Annotated in this window: 11 protein-coding genes; 10 read left to right on the top strand and 1 reads right to left on the bottom strand. The window is 30.9% G+C overall.

Annotated features, from left to right (window positions below; translation table 11 throughout):
• The 9 genes from AAC053_RS06315 to AAC053_RS06355 all read left to right on the top strand — a co-directional run.
• The coding region (locus AAC053_RS06315) for a PAS domain S-box protein (RefSeq protein WP_339754219.1) at window positions 1–3,124 on the top strand (3,124 nt) is incomplete at its 5' end.
• A 187-nt stretch (window positions 3,125–3,311) separates the two neighbouring features.
• Window positions 3,312–3,725: a hypothetical protein gene (locus AAC053_RS06320; RefSeq protein ID WP_339754222.1), complete on the top strand. Its 414-nt coding sequence runs from the start codon at window positions 3,312–3,314 to the stop codon at window positions 3,723–3,725.
• Window positions 3,726–3,727: 2 nt separating this feature from the next.
• The gene (locus tag AAC053_RS06325) at window positions 3,728–4,135 is read left to right on the top strand and encodes a hypothetical protein (protein ID WP_339754225.1); all 408 of its coding nucleotides are present in this window, start codon (window positions 3,728–3,730) and stop codon (window positions 4,133–4,135) included.
• Between the two features lie 9 nt (window positions 4,136–4,144).
• Window positions 4,145–5,995 carry a PAS domain S-box protein gene (locus tag AAC053_RS06330; protein WP_339754227.1) on the top strand — a complete coding sequence of 617 codons (1,851 nt, stop codon included), beginning with the start codon at window positions 4,145–4,147 and terminating at the stop codon, window positions 5,993–5,995.
• A gap of 3 nt (window positions 5,996–5,998) precedes the next feature.
• A complete protein-coding gene (locus AAC053_RS06335) occupies window positions 5,999–6,400 on the top strand; it encodes a response regulator (protein WP_339754230.1) in 402 nt (133 codons plus the stop codon).
• A 183-nt stretch (window positions 6,401–6,583) separates the two neighbouring features.
• Window positions 6,584–11,485 carry a LamG-like jellyroll fold domain-containing protein gene (locus AAC053_RS06340; protein ID WP_339754233.1) on the top strand — a complete coding sequence of 1,634 codons (4,902 nt, stop codon included), beginning with the start codon at window positions 6,584–6,586 and terminating at the stop codon, window positions 11,483–11,485.
• A 481-nt stretch (window positions 11,486–11,966) separates the two neighbouring features.
• Window positions 11,967–12,140 (top strand): hypothetical protein, encoded by a 174-nt coding sequence (locus AAC053_RS06345; RefSeq protein WP_339754236.1) that lies wholly within the window; start codon window positions 11,967–11,969, stop codon window positions 12,138–12,140.
• 112 nt (window positions 12,141–12,252) lie between these two features.
• Complete coding sequence (locus AAC053_RS06350; RefSeq protein WP_339754239.1) at window positions 12,253–14,289, top strand: ATP-binding protein; 2,037 nt, start codon at window positions 12,253–12,255, stop codon at window positions 14,287–14,289.
• Between the two features lie 86 nt (window positions 14,290–14,375).
• Complete coding sequence (locus tag AAC053_RS06355) at window positions 14,376–15,044, top strand: DNA-binding response regulator (protein ID WP_339754241.1); 669 nt, start codon at window positions 14,376–14,378, stop codon at window positions 15,042–15,044.
• A 258-nt stretch (window positions 15,045–15,302) separates the two neighbouring features.
• On the opposite strand, the gene AAC053_RS06360 is transcribed toward AAC053_RS06355, so the two are convergent.
• Window positions 15,303–15,800 (bottom strand): DUF456 domain-containing protein, encoded by a 498-nt coding sequence (locus AAC053_RS06360; RefSeq protein ID WP_339754243.1) that lies wholly within the window; start codon window positions 15,798–15,800, stop codon window positions 15,303–15,305.
• Between the two features lie 205 nt (window positions 15,801–16,005).
• On the opposite strand from AAC053_RS06360, the gene AAC053_RS06365 reads away from it, so the two are divergent.
• Window positions 16,006–16,365, top strand: a complete 360-nt coding sequence (locus AAC053_RS06365) for a BlaI/MecI/CopY family transcriptional regulator (RefSeq protein ID WP_339754245.1) — start codon at window positions 16,006–16,008, stop codon at window positions 16,363–16,365.
• The last annotated feature ends 1 nt before the right edge of the window (window position 16,366 follow it).

The raw sequence follows: 16,366 nt of genomic DNA on the forward strand, positions 1-16,366 counted from the left end.
AGTAACAAAAGAAGATGTATTTAAGATTTATAATGAACGCCTAATTAATAAATTAGAACATAAAAGTTTAGACCTAGAAAGTGAAATTATTGTACGTAAAAAAGCAGAGAATTTATTAATTCAGAAAAACGAAATTTTAAATTTAATTGCACATAACACACCTTTAAAAAAAGTTTTTGACCACATACTTTTAAGTTACGAAACCAATCATCCAGGTTGTTTTGCTACAATTTGTTTATTAGATGACGATGGAGTTCATCTAGATCTTATTTCTGCACCGTCAATGCCAAAAGCATACAATTTGGCTCTAAAACGAATAGTAATTGGTGAAAAAGTGGCATCATGTGGTACAGCTGCATTTACCAAAAAACCTGTAATAGTATCAGATATTAGTACAGATAAGTTATGGAAAGATTATAAAGACTTAGCCTTAAAGCATCAGTTAAAATCGTGTTGGTCAATTCCTATATTAACAAAATCTAATGATGTTGTAGGAACTTTTGCGATTTATAGTGAGTCTATAAATTCACCAAGCAATGAAGAGGTAACTCAGCTTAATTATGCAGTTAGTTTAGCCTACATCTCCATTGAGAAAGCTAAAATTAAAGCTGAGGTAAAAAAAAGAGATGAATCTTATAAATCTTTAGTTGATCAAGCTAGTGATGCCATTATTTCATATTCACTAGAAGGCGAAATATTTGAATTTAATAAGGCCGCATATACCAATTTAGGATATAATAAAAAAGAATTTAAAACATTAAAAATACAAGATGTCATTGTTGGTGATGTTATTGAAAATAGCGATAATCATGATAAACTTTTTAAAGGAATTTCTGTAATTTTTAATAGGCATTTAAGACACAAAGATGGATCTTTAATTGATGTAGAGGTTTCAGCAAGACTGCAAAAGGATGGTAAAATACTGGGAATTGTACGTGATATTACAGAACGCAAAAACGCTGAAGTAAAACAACAAAAAATCGAAGAATCGCTATTAGAAGCCCAAAACTTAGCAAAAATTGGTAGTTATAATCTAGACTTAAAAACTCAAATAATACAAGCCTCTTCTTCATTTAAGGAAATTGTAGGATTTGATTTAAATCTTGAATTTACATTTGACCTTTGGAAAACTTTAACTCATCCTGAAGATGTGTCTTTAAACAAAAAAACATTAGAGAAGTGCTTAAAAACTGGAGAACCGTTTGATTTAGAATTTAGAATTCCCACTAAAGATAATAAGGATTTAAAATGGATTCATGTTTTGGGAGAAGTTGTTATTTTAAATGGAGAAGCAACAAATTTTTTCGGGACTATTCAAGATATTACAGAACGCAAACTAGCCGAAATAAATCTTAAAGCGGCTAAAGAGTTTTCTGAAAACTTGATAATTTCAATGCATGAAGGTCTTTCTGTAATTGATATAAATAGTAAACAGATACACGTAAACCCAGCGCTTTGTAAAATGACGGGATATTCTGAAAAAGAACTATTAGGGATTTCCCCACCTTTTCCTTTTTGGCCACCAGAGTGCTATGATGAGATAAATGATATTGTTGAAAAAACGCTGCAAGGCATTGATAAGAGTGGAGAAACAACATTTAAACGTAAAAACGGAGAGCGTTTTCCTGTACAGATTACTATATCAGACATAAAGAATAACGCTGGTGAATCTGTTACTTTTTTTGCTGTTATACAAGATATTACCGAACGTAAACTTGCAGAAGCAGAATTAAAAAAACAAATGACCAGAAATGAGCATATATTAAAGACTACAATTGATGGTTATGTTTTAGCAGATGCCAAAGGCCAAATTATTGAAGTGAATAATTCGTATTGCAAAATGAGTGGCTATACACTTGAAGAACTTTTAAAAATGAATATTGGGCAATTGGATCTTATGTCTAAAGAAGAGATTGGGCAGAGAATTGCTCAATTGATTTCACCTGATGAAGGAGCAGAAAGTTTTGAAACCCAACATAAATGTAAAGATGGTAAAGTTATTGATTTAGAGGTTAGTTCTTTTATAACAAAAGAGGAAGACGGTATGTTTGTGGCAGCATTTATGCGTGACATTACCCAACGTAAAATAACAGCGCAAGCATTAGAAGACTACCGTAACCAATTAGAAATAGAAAATGTTTACTTAAGAAATGAAATTGACCTCGTGTTTAACTATGAGGAGATGGTATATAGTAGTGCAGTGTTTAGTAATGTTTTAAGCGACGTAGAAAAAGTAGCGCCAACAAACGCCACGGTATTATTACTTGGAGAATCGGGTACCGGAAAAGAATTATTAGCAAGAGCTGTTCATAATATAGGAACACGAAACAACAAGCCATTAATAAAAGTTAATTGCGCAGCTATACCATCAGAACTTATTGAAAGTGAGTTGTTTGGGCATAAAAAAGGTTCATTTACAGGAGCAATTGCAGATAAGGTAGGGAAGTTCGAATTGGCAGATGGAGGGACTTTGTTTTTAGATGAAATAGGAGAAATGCCATTAGAGATGCAGCCTAAAATACTTAGATTTTTGCAAGAAGGAGAAATAGAGGTTGTGGGAGGAACTCATACTCAAAAATTAGATGTTAGGATTATTGCCGCAACACATAAAAATTTAAAAGAAGAAATTAAAAATAATAAGTTTCGAGAAGATTTATATTTCAGAATTAATGTCTTTCCTATCCATGTGCCTGCATTAAGAGAAAGACAAGAAGACATCCCATTATTGATTGAGCACTTTGTAGATAAGTTTAGTAAGAACTATGGTAAAAACATTAAATATATCTCTGATCAAGCCAATAGAGAGTTGCAAGAATATGCATGGCCAGGAAATATTAGGGAGCTAGAAAACTTGGTAGAACGTGCTGTAATACTATCTGATAGTGAAACATTAAACTTGCCCAATTTTAATATTTTAGAAGAAAGTGAAAGTAATCTGCGATTAATAACTAAAAAAGACCAATCTCTTGCTCATGCCCAACGCGCACATATCACTAAGGTTCTAGATTCATGCAATTGGAAAATTAGTGGTAAAAATGGTGCAGCAGAATTGCTAGAAATGAAGACAAGCACCTTGCGAGATAAAATGAAAAAATTAGATATAGTAAAGCCTACTAAAAAATAACGGTATTCCGTTTCTACATTTATTTCTTAAATTTAAAACGGTATTCCGTTTCGTATTCAATCTTCTTAAAATCTCACATAATAAATGTAAGTTACTATAATATAGTAGTTTACGTTTAAATATTTAATCAAAATTGTTTTTTGGCACACCACTTGGTATTAGAATTTCATAATAAATTTTTTGGATTATGGGAAATATGGTGCGTATTGAAAAAATAATGTTTTGGGTTGCCGATGATGTTTTGCACTGCAAACAGGTTAGTACTTATGATAATATAAAAATAGATATTAATATAGACCAGAAACTTCAAGAATCACTTTATGCAATATGTAATGGAAAGTTTTTACCACTCTTAATAGATTTAAGAGCAGTAAACGGCCAAGAGGCACTTACGATTGTTAAACAACTAGCTTTAAGTACAACATTAAAACAAATTTCGCTTTCTGAAGCCATAGTTGTGAATTCATTATTCCTAAAATTAATAATTGGTTGTTATAAACGTATTTATGATTTCACTTTACCAGTTAAGACATTTATAAGCCTAAATAATGCTAAAAAATATTGTCTAGAGACCAATAGAATATTTAATTCAGAACAATAATAATGAAAGACCCTATACAAATTGAAAATGCAAGAATTTGGACAGACAAAGGTATTTTGTTTTATGAAATTCGAAACAATGAAATTAAAAGAAAATTAAAAGTTGAAACCCTTAAAAAGTATATACAAGTAGCAGATGAGTTATGCCAAGGATCACCTATGCCATTTCTTATTGACTTAAGATTTACTAAGGGAGCTTTTTTTATTGCAGCGGCTAAGTTATTGGCAAATAGCCCTAAACTTAAAAGCATAAGAATTTCTGAAGCATTTGTAGTAAATTCTATTGGGACAAGGTTAATTGTTCTTTCCTATAAAAGAATTTATAATCCAATAACACCTTTTGTAATAGTAGATAATATAGATGCTGGGATAGCATACTGTACAACAATGAAGAATAATGAAGAACAATGAAGAACAATGATGGAAACAATTAGAAAAAATAGTATCCCTTATTTACCCGATTTAAAACTTTTAGATTTATTGAATGATCATGTAATAATTTCAATTATAGATCCGCTGGGACGATTTGTTTATGTAAATGAAAATTATTGCAAACTGTCTGGATATTCATATAATAAACTAATAGGTGAAGCACAAACTCTTTTAGAAACACATTTACATACGGATCCTTTTTATAAAAATTTATGGAAAACAATTATGTCTGGTTATACATGGAAAGGTGTTTTAAAAAGTGAGTCTAGTAAAGGAAATGTTCTTTGTCTAGACACTACTATTATTCCTGTAAAAGATAATGGTGGTAAAATAGAAAAATATATTGCCATTTATGTAGATGTTACTAAAAGCCAAGAAGAATACCATAGTAGTAAAGAGAAAGAACAAAAATTAAAAGCTTTTACAGAAGGAATTCCTAATATAATATTATCTATAAACAAGTTTGGTAAGATTTTAAATATTAATCAAGGACTTGGAGACCTTAAAAAAAACGAAGTTATTGGTTCAGATTTATACACTTATATAAATCCCAATTATCACAAAAAAGTTAGAAAAGCAATTTCTTATGTGTTTGTTAACGCAAAGCCAAGTCAATATGAGACTGTTTCATTTAACCCAAATGATACAGAAATTCATTTTGTATCTCAAGTAGGTCCAGTTTTTAATAAGCAAGGTCAAGTTGCATCTGCTATAATTTCTGCTCAAGATATTACCGAGTTAGTAAATGTGAAAAAAGAATTAGGATTAAATGAATCTAAATACAGAACATTGTTTCAGTCCATTGATATTGGAATTATTATAGTGGTGGACGATATAGGAAATATTACGGAATGGAATATGGGAGCCCAAAAATCTTTTGGTTATACAGCAAACGAGATTATTGGTAATCCTTTAGCTAAATTAATTTCTATAAATAATAAACATTTAAATATAAAAGAGATTGTAAGGATTGTTAAAAAAATAAAGAAAACAACGCATAATGACACCGTAGAAATAATAGGAATAAACAAATATGGTAAAGAATTCCCAGTACAATTTGCGTTGAGCAAATGGAGAAAAAAGAAAAGAACGTATTACTGTGCCATGATGCTTGATAATACTAATAGAAAGGAATTAGAAACTAAATTAATAGATAAAACAAAGGATCTAGAAATGTTTCTATACCGATCTTCACACGATTTAAAAGCCCCTTTGGCTTCTGCAGAAGGGTTAATAGATCTTATTAAAGATGAGGACATAAATGACACTGTAGTAAACCTAACAAACATGCTTAATTCTACCATAGAAAGAGGAGTTGCCATAGTAGATAACCTAGCTCAGGTATCAGTAATTTCTGAAAAACATGATGAAGTTTATCTAATTGATTTTAAACAATTAATTTCTGATAATTTAAAATCATTTCAGGGTTTTAAAAACTTTCAAAAGATAGATTTTAAAATAGACATCATTAATTCAGAAGGCATTTATTCCAATATAATGTTAGTAAATTCATTATTACACAATTTAATTCAAAACGGAATTAAGTATAGTAACATGTCCTTAAAAAAGGGTAAACCTTTTGTAAAAATTGATATAAAATCAACAAAAGAAGGCGTGATAATTAAAGTTAGCGATAATGGTCATGGTATTGCCAACGAGCATCTTGATAAAATATTTGATATGTATTTTAGGGTAAACAATGTAGTTTCTGGTACAGGGTTAGGGCTTTATATTGTGAAACATATTGTGGATGAATTAAATGGGAATATAAATGTTGAAAGTCAGTTAAACCGTGGGACCTGTTTTGAAATAGAATTACCAAATTTAATTAATAATTAAAGTATGAAAAAGATAGAAAGCATTATGCTTATTGATGATAATAAAATTGATTTATTTATTAATAGAAAAATTATTGAGAAATACAACAGTGACTTGCCTGTAAATATCTTTCCTAATGCCAATTTAGCCCTAAATCATTTAAAAAGATTTGAAATTAATAATAGTGATCCATCTATAAAAAAACCAGATGTTATCTTTTTAGATATTAATATGCCAGAGATGGATGGGTTTCAATTTTTGGATGAATTTGATAAATTAACTTTTATCGAAAAAAAGCCAATAGAGATTTACATGTTATCATCCTCGGCTAGTCATAATGATATAGAGAAGGCAAAAAACAATACTAAGTGTAAAGACTATATAGTAAAACCTTTAACTCTTAAAAAACTCAATACTATAATTTAATAGTAGCAAAAACCTAGAACTATGCACTTTGTCATAAAAATAGATAAGTCACTTCAGTTAAAAAACTGTTAATCGATAAAAAGTGCATTTAAAAGATTTTTATCGAATATTTTTTATATATTGTCTATGCGTTTAAATGAATTGTTGCAACATAATTTGAAAACCCCTAAAATTAACTGCAAAATGAAAAATAATTTCGTTAACCTACATAAGTTACTTACTACCATTGCGTTTTTTCTTATCGGAATTTGTGCTAATGCCCAAGTGATGTACCTGGAGATTACAGGTGGCGCAGAAGTTACTCAAGGCTCTACAGTAACGGTTTCTGCTGGTAATAATATTCAATTCACAATTACAAACGTAGAAACCGACAATTGTAAAAAATTAAAAGTAAGGGATGTAGATATTTCTAATACAGTTGATTTTGACATTAACCCAAATAATCCAAGGCGTAATATAAAGCCAGAAACTTGTAATGGAGGATGGAAGTTTTTGGATTTTGATATTACAAAGACAGGCGGGAGTTGTAATGCAGCGAGCACCTTAGTTACCATAGAAATTAGTGGGCAAAGTGACTTTACTTTTACTTTAGAATTTACAGGATCTCCAGAAATATATGTATTGGGTGGTGATCCATTTTCCGATATTTTTGATGGAGATACCACAACAGGTATTAATAACGGGACATTTTATAGTATTGTTGAAGAAGGAGCATCGATTACAAGAACTTATATTGTGGCAAATATTGGTAGTTGTCCATTAGATATAACAGCTGTGAGTAGCTCAAACACTGATTTTGTAGTGTCATCACCATATACAATACCTTTTTTAGGATTAAATCCTTATAATTACATAATTTTTGAAGTTACTTTTACGGCTCCTATAGGAGGAACCGGAATTCAATCCTCTACAATCACAATAGACAATACGGATAACACAACATTTACCTTTGATGTTGCCGCAGAAATGTTTAACGAAAATATTCCTGGACCTGGAGGTATAACTGCAGACTTTAGACTTTGGCTAAAAGCTACTAGAGGAATTGATGAGGTAAGTTCAAAACTCTCAATTTGGAAAGATTTGGGCACAAACGGAAAAGACGCCATTCAGCCTATAGTAGCAAACCAGCCAACTTATTTAGATCAGCCAAGTACTAATATTAATTTCAATCCAGTAATCAAGTTCGAAAATGATGGCGCTACTACAGAACAATTTTTATATAATACTACTAATGGATTTTACAGTCAGGATATATTTATTGTAATGATTCCTGATGCAACTATTGATAATACGTCCACTAAGAACACCATTTTAGCAGGTACATCTAGTGGTAATGCAAATGATATTACCGGAATTGGTCTGGGTGACTATTCGTCGGAATTTACTGGTGAGGTGTTGTCTTATAATCAAGATGTAGCTGGCGGAAGCAACTATAATGGTTATGCTGAGTTAAATTCATCGTATTCTAAACCAAGAATTATTAATATAAGAAACAATGATCCTACAAGTCCTACAGGACAAGAAATCCTATATAATTCAAATGTACTGACCACTTCGAGTGTAGATGATATTGCATTTACCAATGTAGGTACTCCTGGACCACCGGTTGTGTTAGGTACACCATATTGGGTAGGCAAGAATTTTGATCAACAAGGCAGTTTAAATGGCCGTGTTGCGGAAATTTTCACTTTTGCAGAACGCGTTTCAGACAATGATAGAAATAAAATAGAATCTTATTTGGGTATCAAATACGGTATAACATTAGGCCCATCAGATGAGACAATAAAGGATTATATTAATTCCTTTGATACTAAGGTTTGGGATGCGGTTGCTAATAATGGTTACAACTATCATGTGGCAGGTATTGGACGTGATTCTATATCAGATCTAAATCAGAAGCAATCAAAAACGTTAAATACCTTTAATGAAGTTACAATTGGTTTAGTCAATATTTACTCAAAAAACAGTGATAGTCCTCATGAGTTTACTTATGACGGTGACTTTTTAGTTTGGGGAAGTAATAATCTGGCCTACAGTGGTAATAGTACTAATACAATTAGTTTAGATAACGGAATTACATCAACTTTAACACGCATTGATAGAAAGTGGAAAATTATAGAAAGTAAAGAAAATGTGAGTGGTGATGTACACTTGGTTTATATCTCAATTCCTGAATCATCGTTTTCTGGATTTACAAAACTAGCAAATGAAGAATATGCTTTAATTGTAGCAAGTGAAGATACATTTGCAGATGATAAAATAATTGACGTAATACCAATAAAGTCTGATGGTTCTGGTAATCTTCAAGCATGGTATGATTTTGGTGGAACTAGCTATTTTTCCTTTGGAAAAGCCCAGCAAACTTCTGGAAATTATGCAATGACCATAAATGCAGGAAATTATTTAGTTGGAGAATCTAATTTGAATCTTAATAGTGATAATTTTTCTGTTTCAGCTTGGGTAAGGAGTAATCCTACAAATCAAATAAGAACAATTGTGTCTAAAGGAGACAAGTTGCAATTGCGATTAAATACGTCAAATCAGGTAGAAGTACTAGTTGATGACGCTGTAACACCAAGATCTACATCAACCATACAAATTACTGATAATAAGTGGCATCAACTAACTTTCGTTTATAAGAGTGGGACGATATTTTTATACATAGATGGCATATTGGATAAAACAGAACTAGATGTTGTTGCACCTTCACCTAATTTTAATCCATTTGCAGTTGGTGTGTTATATATTGATAAAGATAATATTCTAAACCCTCTTTTGGGTGATATTGATGAGATCTATATATGGGATAAAGCCTTAAGTCAAGATCAGGTTAGATATTTAATGAATCAAGAGATCGAACGCTTAGATATTTTGGGAGCAGATTATGTATCAGGCAAAGCGCTACCAGGAGATTCAGTAAGTAATGAGGTTATAGATATAGAATGGAGTAGTTTAAGAGCATATTATGATTTTAATTCATTTTATGGATCGACTATAGAAGGACAAACCGATGCACGAAATTTTCTTCGAATAAATTATTTACAAACAGATAAAGAGATTGTTAATACGCAAACAGCACCTTTACCGTATGTAACTGCTTCTGTTGGAGCATGGGATGACCCATCTGTATGGACTAATAACACAGTTCAATATATTCCAAATTCTATTGGTTTAGATGGTGTGACTTCAATAGATTGGAATATTGTAAAAGTAAATCACGATTTGTCATCTGGCGATAGAGATATTAAATTATTAGCACTAACGAATACGACAAAGTTAACCATGGCTAATCCCAATGAGTTACTTGACGAAACTAATACAGGACATGCTTTGACTATAACCAACTATTTAGAAATAGATGGAGTTATTGATTTGGTTGGGGAGTCTCAGCTCATACAAACCGAAGGAAGCATTATTGATGAAGATAGTGGTGGCTATATTGAACGTGATCAACAAGGAACGGCAAACAGTTTTAATTATAATTATTGGTCGTCATCTGTAGGGCCAATAACGGGTAATAGTGCTACAAGAGGTTTAGGTGTACCTCTTGATGCTCAAAATTCTAGTTTAAGTGGTGTTCTGTTGGATGGAACAACATCTGCATCGTATCAAAATATTAATTTTAGTACTTCTGCATTTGGAGCAGATGGAGGGGTTACCAACCCTATTATTATAAGCACCTATTGGTTATATAAGTTTTATGGCCCAACCGATGGTTATGATTCTTGGAGTACATTAAGTGAACTTAGTAGCATATTACCTGGTGAAGGATTTACCATGAAAGGTTCATCTGGTGCTGCCGATATAATAAATGATTTTCAAAACTACGTCTTTAAAGGGCTTCCAAATAATGGTGATATTACATTACCATTAAATAAAAATGTAACCATAGAAAACCCCTCTGGTAACGTAGATCGATTAATAGGTAACCCTTATCCATCAGCTATAGATGCTACAGATTTTATTTTAGATAATATGAGTGTGGCCGATGGAGGAGATAATGAAAATGGAACTATTTTTAATGGCGCTCTATATTTTTGGAATCATTTTGGCGAAGAGAATTCTCATATCCTTGGGGATTATGTTGGTGGTTATGCCACAAGAAACTTATTAGGAGGTGTTGCTGCAATTTCAAATGATGATTTAATTAATAATGCTTCAGATGGAGGAAGTCCTGCTACTGGCACTAAAATTCCAGGACCATATATTCCTGTAAATCAAGGATTCTTTGTATCTACTGCATTAGATGGCTTTAATAACAACAATGGGACTCCGATCTTAATTGTTGATGGTGGCGATATTATATTTAAAAATAGCCAACGAATATTTGAGCGTGAAGGTATCAATAACTCAGTTTTTATGAGACCCTCATCATCAATAACCTCACCTTTAAATATCTTAGATGACACACCGATGATTCGATTAGTTTATAATTCTCCAACAGGATTTAATCGCGAAATTGCTTTAGGAGTCAGCACCACAGCAACCAATGGTTTTGATCTAGGTTATGATGCTTTTTTAGCGGATTTAAACTTAGAGGATATGTATTGGATTATTGAAGAGAATAAATTTGTAATACAAGGGGTTAATAATCTTAATATAAATCAAGAGTTTCCATTGGGTGTGCAAATAAATGAATCAGGGATATTTACTATACACTTAGAAAGTATAGAGAATTTAGATGCAGATTTACCTATTTTTATTAAGGATAGTGTAACGAATACTACGCATCAAATAAATTCTAATGACTTCGAGTTAGCCTTAAGTGCAGGTAATTATGAAAATCGTTTTGTAGTAACTTTTAATAGTCAGGAAGCGTTGTCAGTAAACGATGAAATAGCAAATGAAGAAAGTATCCTGTTGTATTATAATTTGTCTTTAGAATCTATAGAAATTTTTAATCCAAATAATTTAAAAATAGAAGCAGTTGCATTATACAATACTATTGGTCAAGAAATATTAAATATAGAATTAAATACGACAAAGGCATTGAATAACATAGCTGTGAATGTAGAAACAGGAGTTTATATTGTGGAACTTAAAACGGATATAGGAGTAATCACTAAAAAGATTATTATTAACTAAAATAAGATTATTTAAGAGACACAAAGTATAATAAAAATTCAATTCAGTTAGAGATATACCAATGAAAAGCTTTCCTTTTTCTGTTCCTATTGTTATTGGAATAAAATCGGAAAGTTTTTTTGTTTTAGAAGAGATTTTGAAAAGAACATTTTAACCGATTAAATAGAGTTTTTAACAAGTTATAAACAAAATAATCGCAGTTAATCGATAAATACACGTATTTAATCGATGATATTTTTTGATTCACTAGAATTAGCTTTATATTTGTAATCCTTCTTAAGACCTCAAATCGCTTATAAGGAAAATTTTAATCCATTTTACTATTAGACACGTGTTGTCTAGAAAAACATCCCTCGTTTTTATTTAGTACAATTTTAGGTTCGTCCTAGGATAGTTAATAATCCATTCCCTTCCCTCAACGTAACAACAATTGTTACAAAACTGAATGTTGACTATTTTTTTAAACCCTAAATTAATACTTATGAAAACCCTTAAAATTACTTTAATGCTTTTAGCAGTTTTATTATTAACTGTGTCTGGAGTGAAATCTGAGAATGTAAATGTTGCTGATGATCAACCAACATATAAAGAATACAGTCCAAAAGACCAACTTGCTATTGATAAACGAAAGTTAAAATTAAAGTCTAACGTCTAAAGTTAGCTACTAAATATTTTTAAGTCCTTACTATTTAGCAAGGACTTTTCTTATTTGCTTTACTTCATAGTTGTCTATATTTAGTCTATTTTTGATTATAAATGATTAAATATTGAGACATTTACTATTTTTAATTTCACTTTTAACAACTTTAATATATGAAGTTGCTTTTACACAATCTCAGGAACAACTTGACTCTATTAATAAATATGTTGTTCTCTCTAAAGATACAAACCTCGACCTAAAGCAGCGATTAAACTATTCTATAAAATCTCTAGAATTTGCTAAAACTTTAGATGTTGACTCTGTGCGATTACGAGTTCAAAGAAATTTGTCTATAATCTATTTTTTCAATGAGAAGTATGATGAATATATACCATTAAATAACAAGAACTTAATTTTAGGATTAAAATTAAAAGATACTTCAGCAATTACCGTTGCCGCTACTAATCTAGGCTCATATTATAGATATGTGCAACAAAATGACAGCTCTTACTTTTATTATTCAAAAGCCTTAGAGTACTATGGTTCTAAAGAAATATCAGAGAATAAGGCTGAAGCTCTTTTGTATATCGCAGATATTCAGCAACTAGAAAAAGCTTACATAGGCGCAGAAGAAGATGCTATAAAAGCCATAATTATTCTCAATAGATTAGAAATAACTGAAGATAGATTACAATTGTATTGGAATTTATATAACCTTTTAGCTATAATCTCTGAAAGATTAACTAATTATCAGCAATCACTAGAATATTATGATAAATCGATCTCTTATGCCAAACAAATGGATGAGGGATTTGTTTATGAAGTGTTTTCAATTAATAATAAGGCCAATGTATATCGAAAATCAGGACAATATAAAAAAGCTTTAGAATTATATAAAGGTTTGTTGCCATTGCGACCTAAATATGAGGAGGAAGACCCAACATTTTATCCAGCAATTATTTTAAATATAGGTAAAACTAAATTCGAATCTAAAAATTATGATTTTAAAGAAGTTGAAAATAATTTTATAGAGGGTTATAAGATATCTAAAAGTTTAGAAGATGATTTTACATTAATGGCAGCTGCAATAGAACTTTCTAAGTTGTATCTAGAGCATAACCTTAAAGATTCTACTATTAAGTATGGGCATGAGGCTTTAAAAATCGCAAATGAAGTGTCTTCAAATGAATATAAAATGGAAGCCTTACTTACATTATCTGATGTTTATGAAGGTGAAAAAGGCAAATCTTTTTTAAGGGAACATATCGTATTAACGGATAGTTTGCAACGAGAAGAGCGCTCAGTTAGAAATAAATTTGCTAGGATTAAATATGACACAGACCAACTAGAAGCCGAAAACAAACAAATCTCGAGAGAAAACTTATACTTAGCTATACTATCCTTAGGCTTGCTATTCTCAGCGATACTAATCTACGTTGTTATATCTCAACGCGCCAAAAACAGAAAACTAAAATTAATACAGGTACGACAAAAAGCAAACGAGGACATTTATAATTTAATGCTTGGCCAACAAGACAAAGTTGATGAAGCAAGAGCAAAAGAAAAAATAAGAGTTTCTAAAGAATTACATGATGGTGTTTTAGGACGATTGTTTGGTACAAGATTAAGTCTAGATAGCATGAATTTTAAAGATGGTAAAGACGCCATGATGACTAGAGCAAATTATATTAATCAGCTAAAAACTATCGAAGACGATATACGTAAAATATCACATGAGTTAAATACAGACTTTGTTTCTGGTACAGGGTTTATGGATATAGTGACAGAACTTATTGAGAATCAAACTCAGGCCTATGGTTTGAAACACGATTTTGATTATACCGATGATATTAGCTGGGATTTGGTAGCTAATAAGGCGAAAATAAATATTTATAGGATTATACAAGAATCTATGCAAAACATATATAAACACGCCAATGCTAAAGTCATAAAAATTAGTATTTTATTAGAAAATAGCGTAATTTGCTTAGACATCATTGATGATGGAGATGGTTTTGATACTTCTAAAAGTAAAAAAGGTATTGGTTTAAAAAACATGACTTCTCGTGTTGAGGATATTGACGGAAAAATCACTTTTACATCTCAATCTGGTAGTGGAGCAATCGTTAATGTTAAAATTCCCTACACAAACCAACCGAAATGAAACGAGCATGTTAAAAGTACGATCACCTAAAGAAATGATTAAGAGCGAATAGCATGTGTCCGTTAAAAAACAATAAGTATAAACACATGAAACATATTAATATACTAATGGTAGATGATCACCCAATTATTATTGAAGGTTATCAAAATGTATTAATGGCTACTAAAGCAGATGACCAAACTTTACTAATTGATACGGCTAATAATTGTGATACTGCTCAGTTAATGATTAATCGTGCATCTAAAGGAACACATTATGATGTATGCTTTTTTGATATAAGCCTACCTGCATCAGAAGATGGTAAGTATGCATCGGGCGAAGATTTAGCTCTTTTAGCAAAAAAAGTATTACCAGATGCTAAAATTATAATTCTAACGATGTTTAATGAATCTTTTAGGATCCATAATATTATTAAGGAAATTAATCCTGACGGATTTTTAATTAAAAGTGATCTTACCTCTATGGAATTGGCAGATGCATTTCAACAAATTTTGAGATTCCCACCGTATTATAGTAGTACTGTAAATAATTACGTTAAAAAGTCGATTACTAACGAAATTTATGTAGATGATATTAATCGTAAAATTCTACATTTATTATCCCAAGGTATAAAAACTAGAAGTCTAAACGAATACATTTCGCTTTCAACAAGTGCCATAGAAAAACGAAAAAAGCAACTCAAATTATTGTTCTCTGTAACCGACGGAAAAGACGAAACTTTACTGCAAGAAGCTCGGATAAAAGGATATTTATAGAAATATGTAAAATAATTTTCTTTTTAGGCTAAGTAAAAAGCACCTGTACCGCTTGTCAATTATGTGAACTACGGTTTTTCCGCAACAAGTTTACGGTTTTTCCGCAGCAAAAGTTGTATTGTGTTACTTATATTTACGTCATTCAACAAGAATTAATTAATCCCTCTTAAGTAATTGTTGAGTTAATAGCAAAAAAATTAAACCTGGTAACTTCTAATGTTACTAGGTTTTTTTAATTGCTTAAAAATGTAAATGACTTTAAAACCAACTTGCATTATGTTCCGAAAGTTTTACAATAAAGAAGCCTAAAAAAACTATAGCTACAATAAACTTTAAAAAAGTTGAAGCAATAAAACCTAAGAAAGATCCTAAGGCAGCTTTTAGGGCTTTTTCTAAATCATTTCTATTAATCATTTCCCCAATAAACGCTCCGATAAAAGGACCAATAATTATCCCGAATGGAATAGGCGAGAGTAAGCCAATAATTAAACCGAGAATTGTTCCTATCATTCCGGCTCTACTGCCACCAAAACGTTTTGTTCCTAATGCAGGAATTATATAATCTAATACGTATATAAAGATGGCCACTAAAAGTGTGACAATTAAAAAGGCCAGACTCATTTCTACACCATCAGTAAAATGCAAAACTAAAAGGCCAGCCCAACTGGTAAGTGGTCCAGGTAAAACAGGCAAAAAACTACCTACGATACCCAATATCATTAAAAGCAGTGCAACAAGTACTAAAAAAATTTCCATATAAATAATATATTCATTTAGTAAGACGTAGAAACTAGACGAAAGTTACATTTTAAACTAAATATTTAGTTTAAACTAAATATTTAGTTATATTAGCATAATGATTTGTTAAAATCATTATGCTATCCTGAACTTGCTCTTGCTGAATTTATTTCAGTATTTCTGGTTCTCAACCTAGAATTAACTTATAGAGATTCTGAAAAAAATGAAACAATTAACGAAAGCAGAAGAAGAAATAATGCAAGCCTTATGGCAATTGAAAAAGGCTAACGTAAAATCTATAATTGAGATTTTACCAGAGCCTAAACCGGCATACAATACCGTATCTACTATTGTAAGAATCCTTGAATCTAAAGGGTTTGTTAATTATGAGAAACAAGGGAAAGGCCATATCTATTTTCCAGTAGTAGCTAAAGCAGCGTATAGTAATCAGTCTATAAATAAATTGGTAGATAATTATTTTCAAGGCTCATTTAAAAGCATGGTGTCCTTTTTTGTAAAGAAGAATGAAGTGGATATTAAAGACATTGAAACCTTGTTAAACGAAATTGATAAAAATAAGTAAG

This window comes from uncultured Winogradskyella sp. (genome assembly GCF_963975125.1).
GTDB lineage: Bacteria > Bacteroidota > Bacteroidia > Flavobacteriales > Flavobacteriaceae > Winogradskyella.

Coding starts and splice junctions, on each gene's coding strand:
- AAC053_RS06320 (WP_339754222.1), top strand. CDS start 3,312: ATGGGAAATATGGTGCGTATTGAAAAAATAATGTTTTGGGTTGCCGAT.
- AAC053_RS06325 (WP_339754225.1), top strand. CDS start 3,728: ATGAAAGACCCTATACAAATTGAAAATGCAAGAATTTGGACAGACAAA.
- AAC053_RS06330 (WP_339754227.1), top strand. CDS start 4,145: ATGGAAACAATTAGAAAAAATAGTATCCCTTATTTACCCGATTTAAAA.
- AAC053_RS06335 (WP_339754230.1), top strand. CDS start 5,999: ATGAAAAAGATAGAAAGCATTATGCTTATTGATGATAATAAAATTGAT.
- AAC053_RS06340 (WP_339754233.1), top strand. CDS start 6,584: ATGAAAAATAATTTCGTTAACCTACATAAGTTACTTACTACCATTGCG.
- AAC053_RS06345 (WP_339754236.1), top strand. CDS start 11,967: ATGAAAACCCTTAAAATTACTTTAATGCTTTTAGCAGTTTTATTATTA.
- AAC053_RS06355 (WP_339754241.1), top strand. CDS start 14,376: ATGAAACATATTAATATACTAATGGTAGATGATCACCCAATTATTATT.
- AAC053_RS06360 (WP_339754243.1), bottom strand. CDS start 15,800: ATGGAAATTTTTTTAGTACTTGTTGCACTGCTTTTAATGATATTGGGT.
- AAC053_RS06365 (WP_339754245.1), top strand. CDS start 16,006: ATGAAACAATTAACGAAAGCAGAAGAAGAAATAATGCAAGCCTTATGG.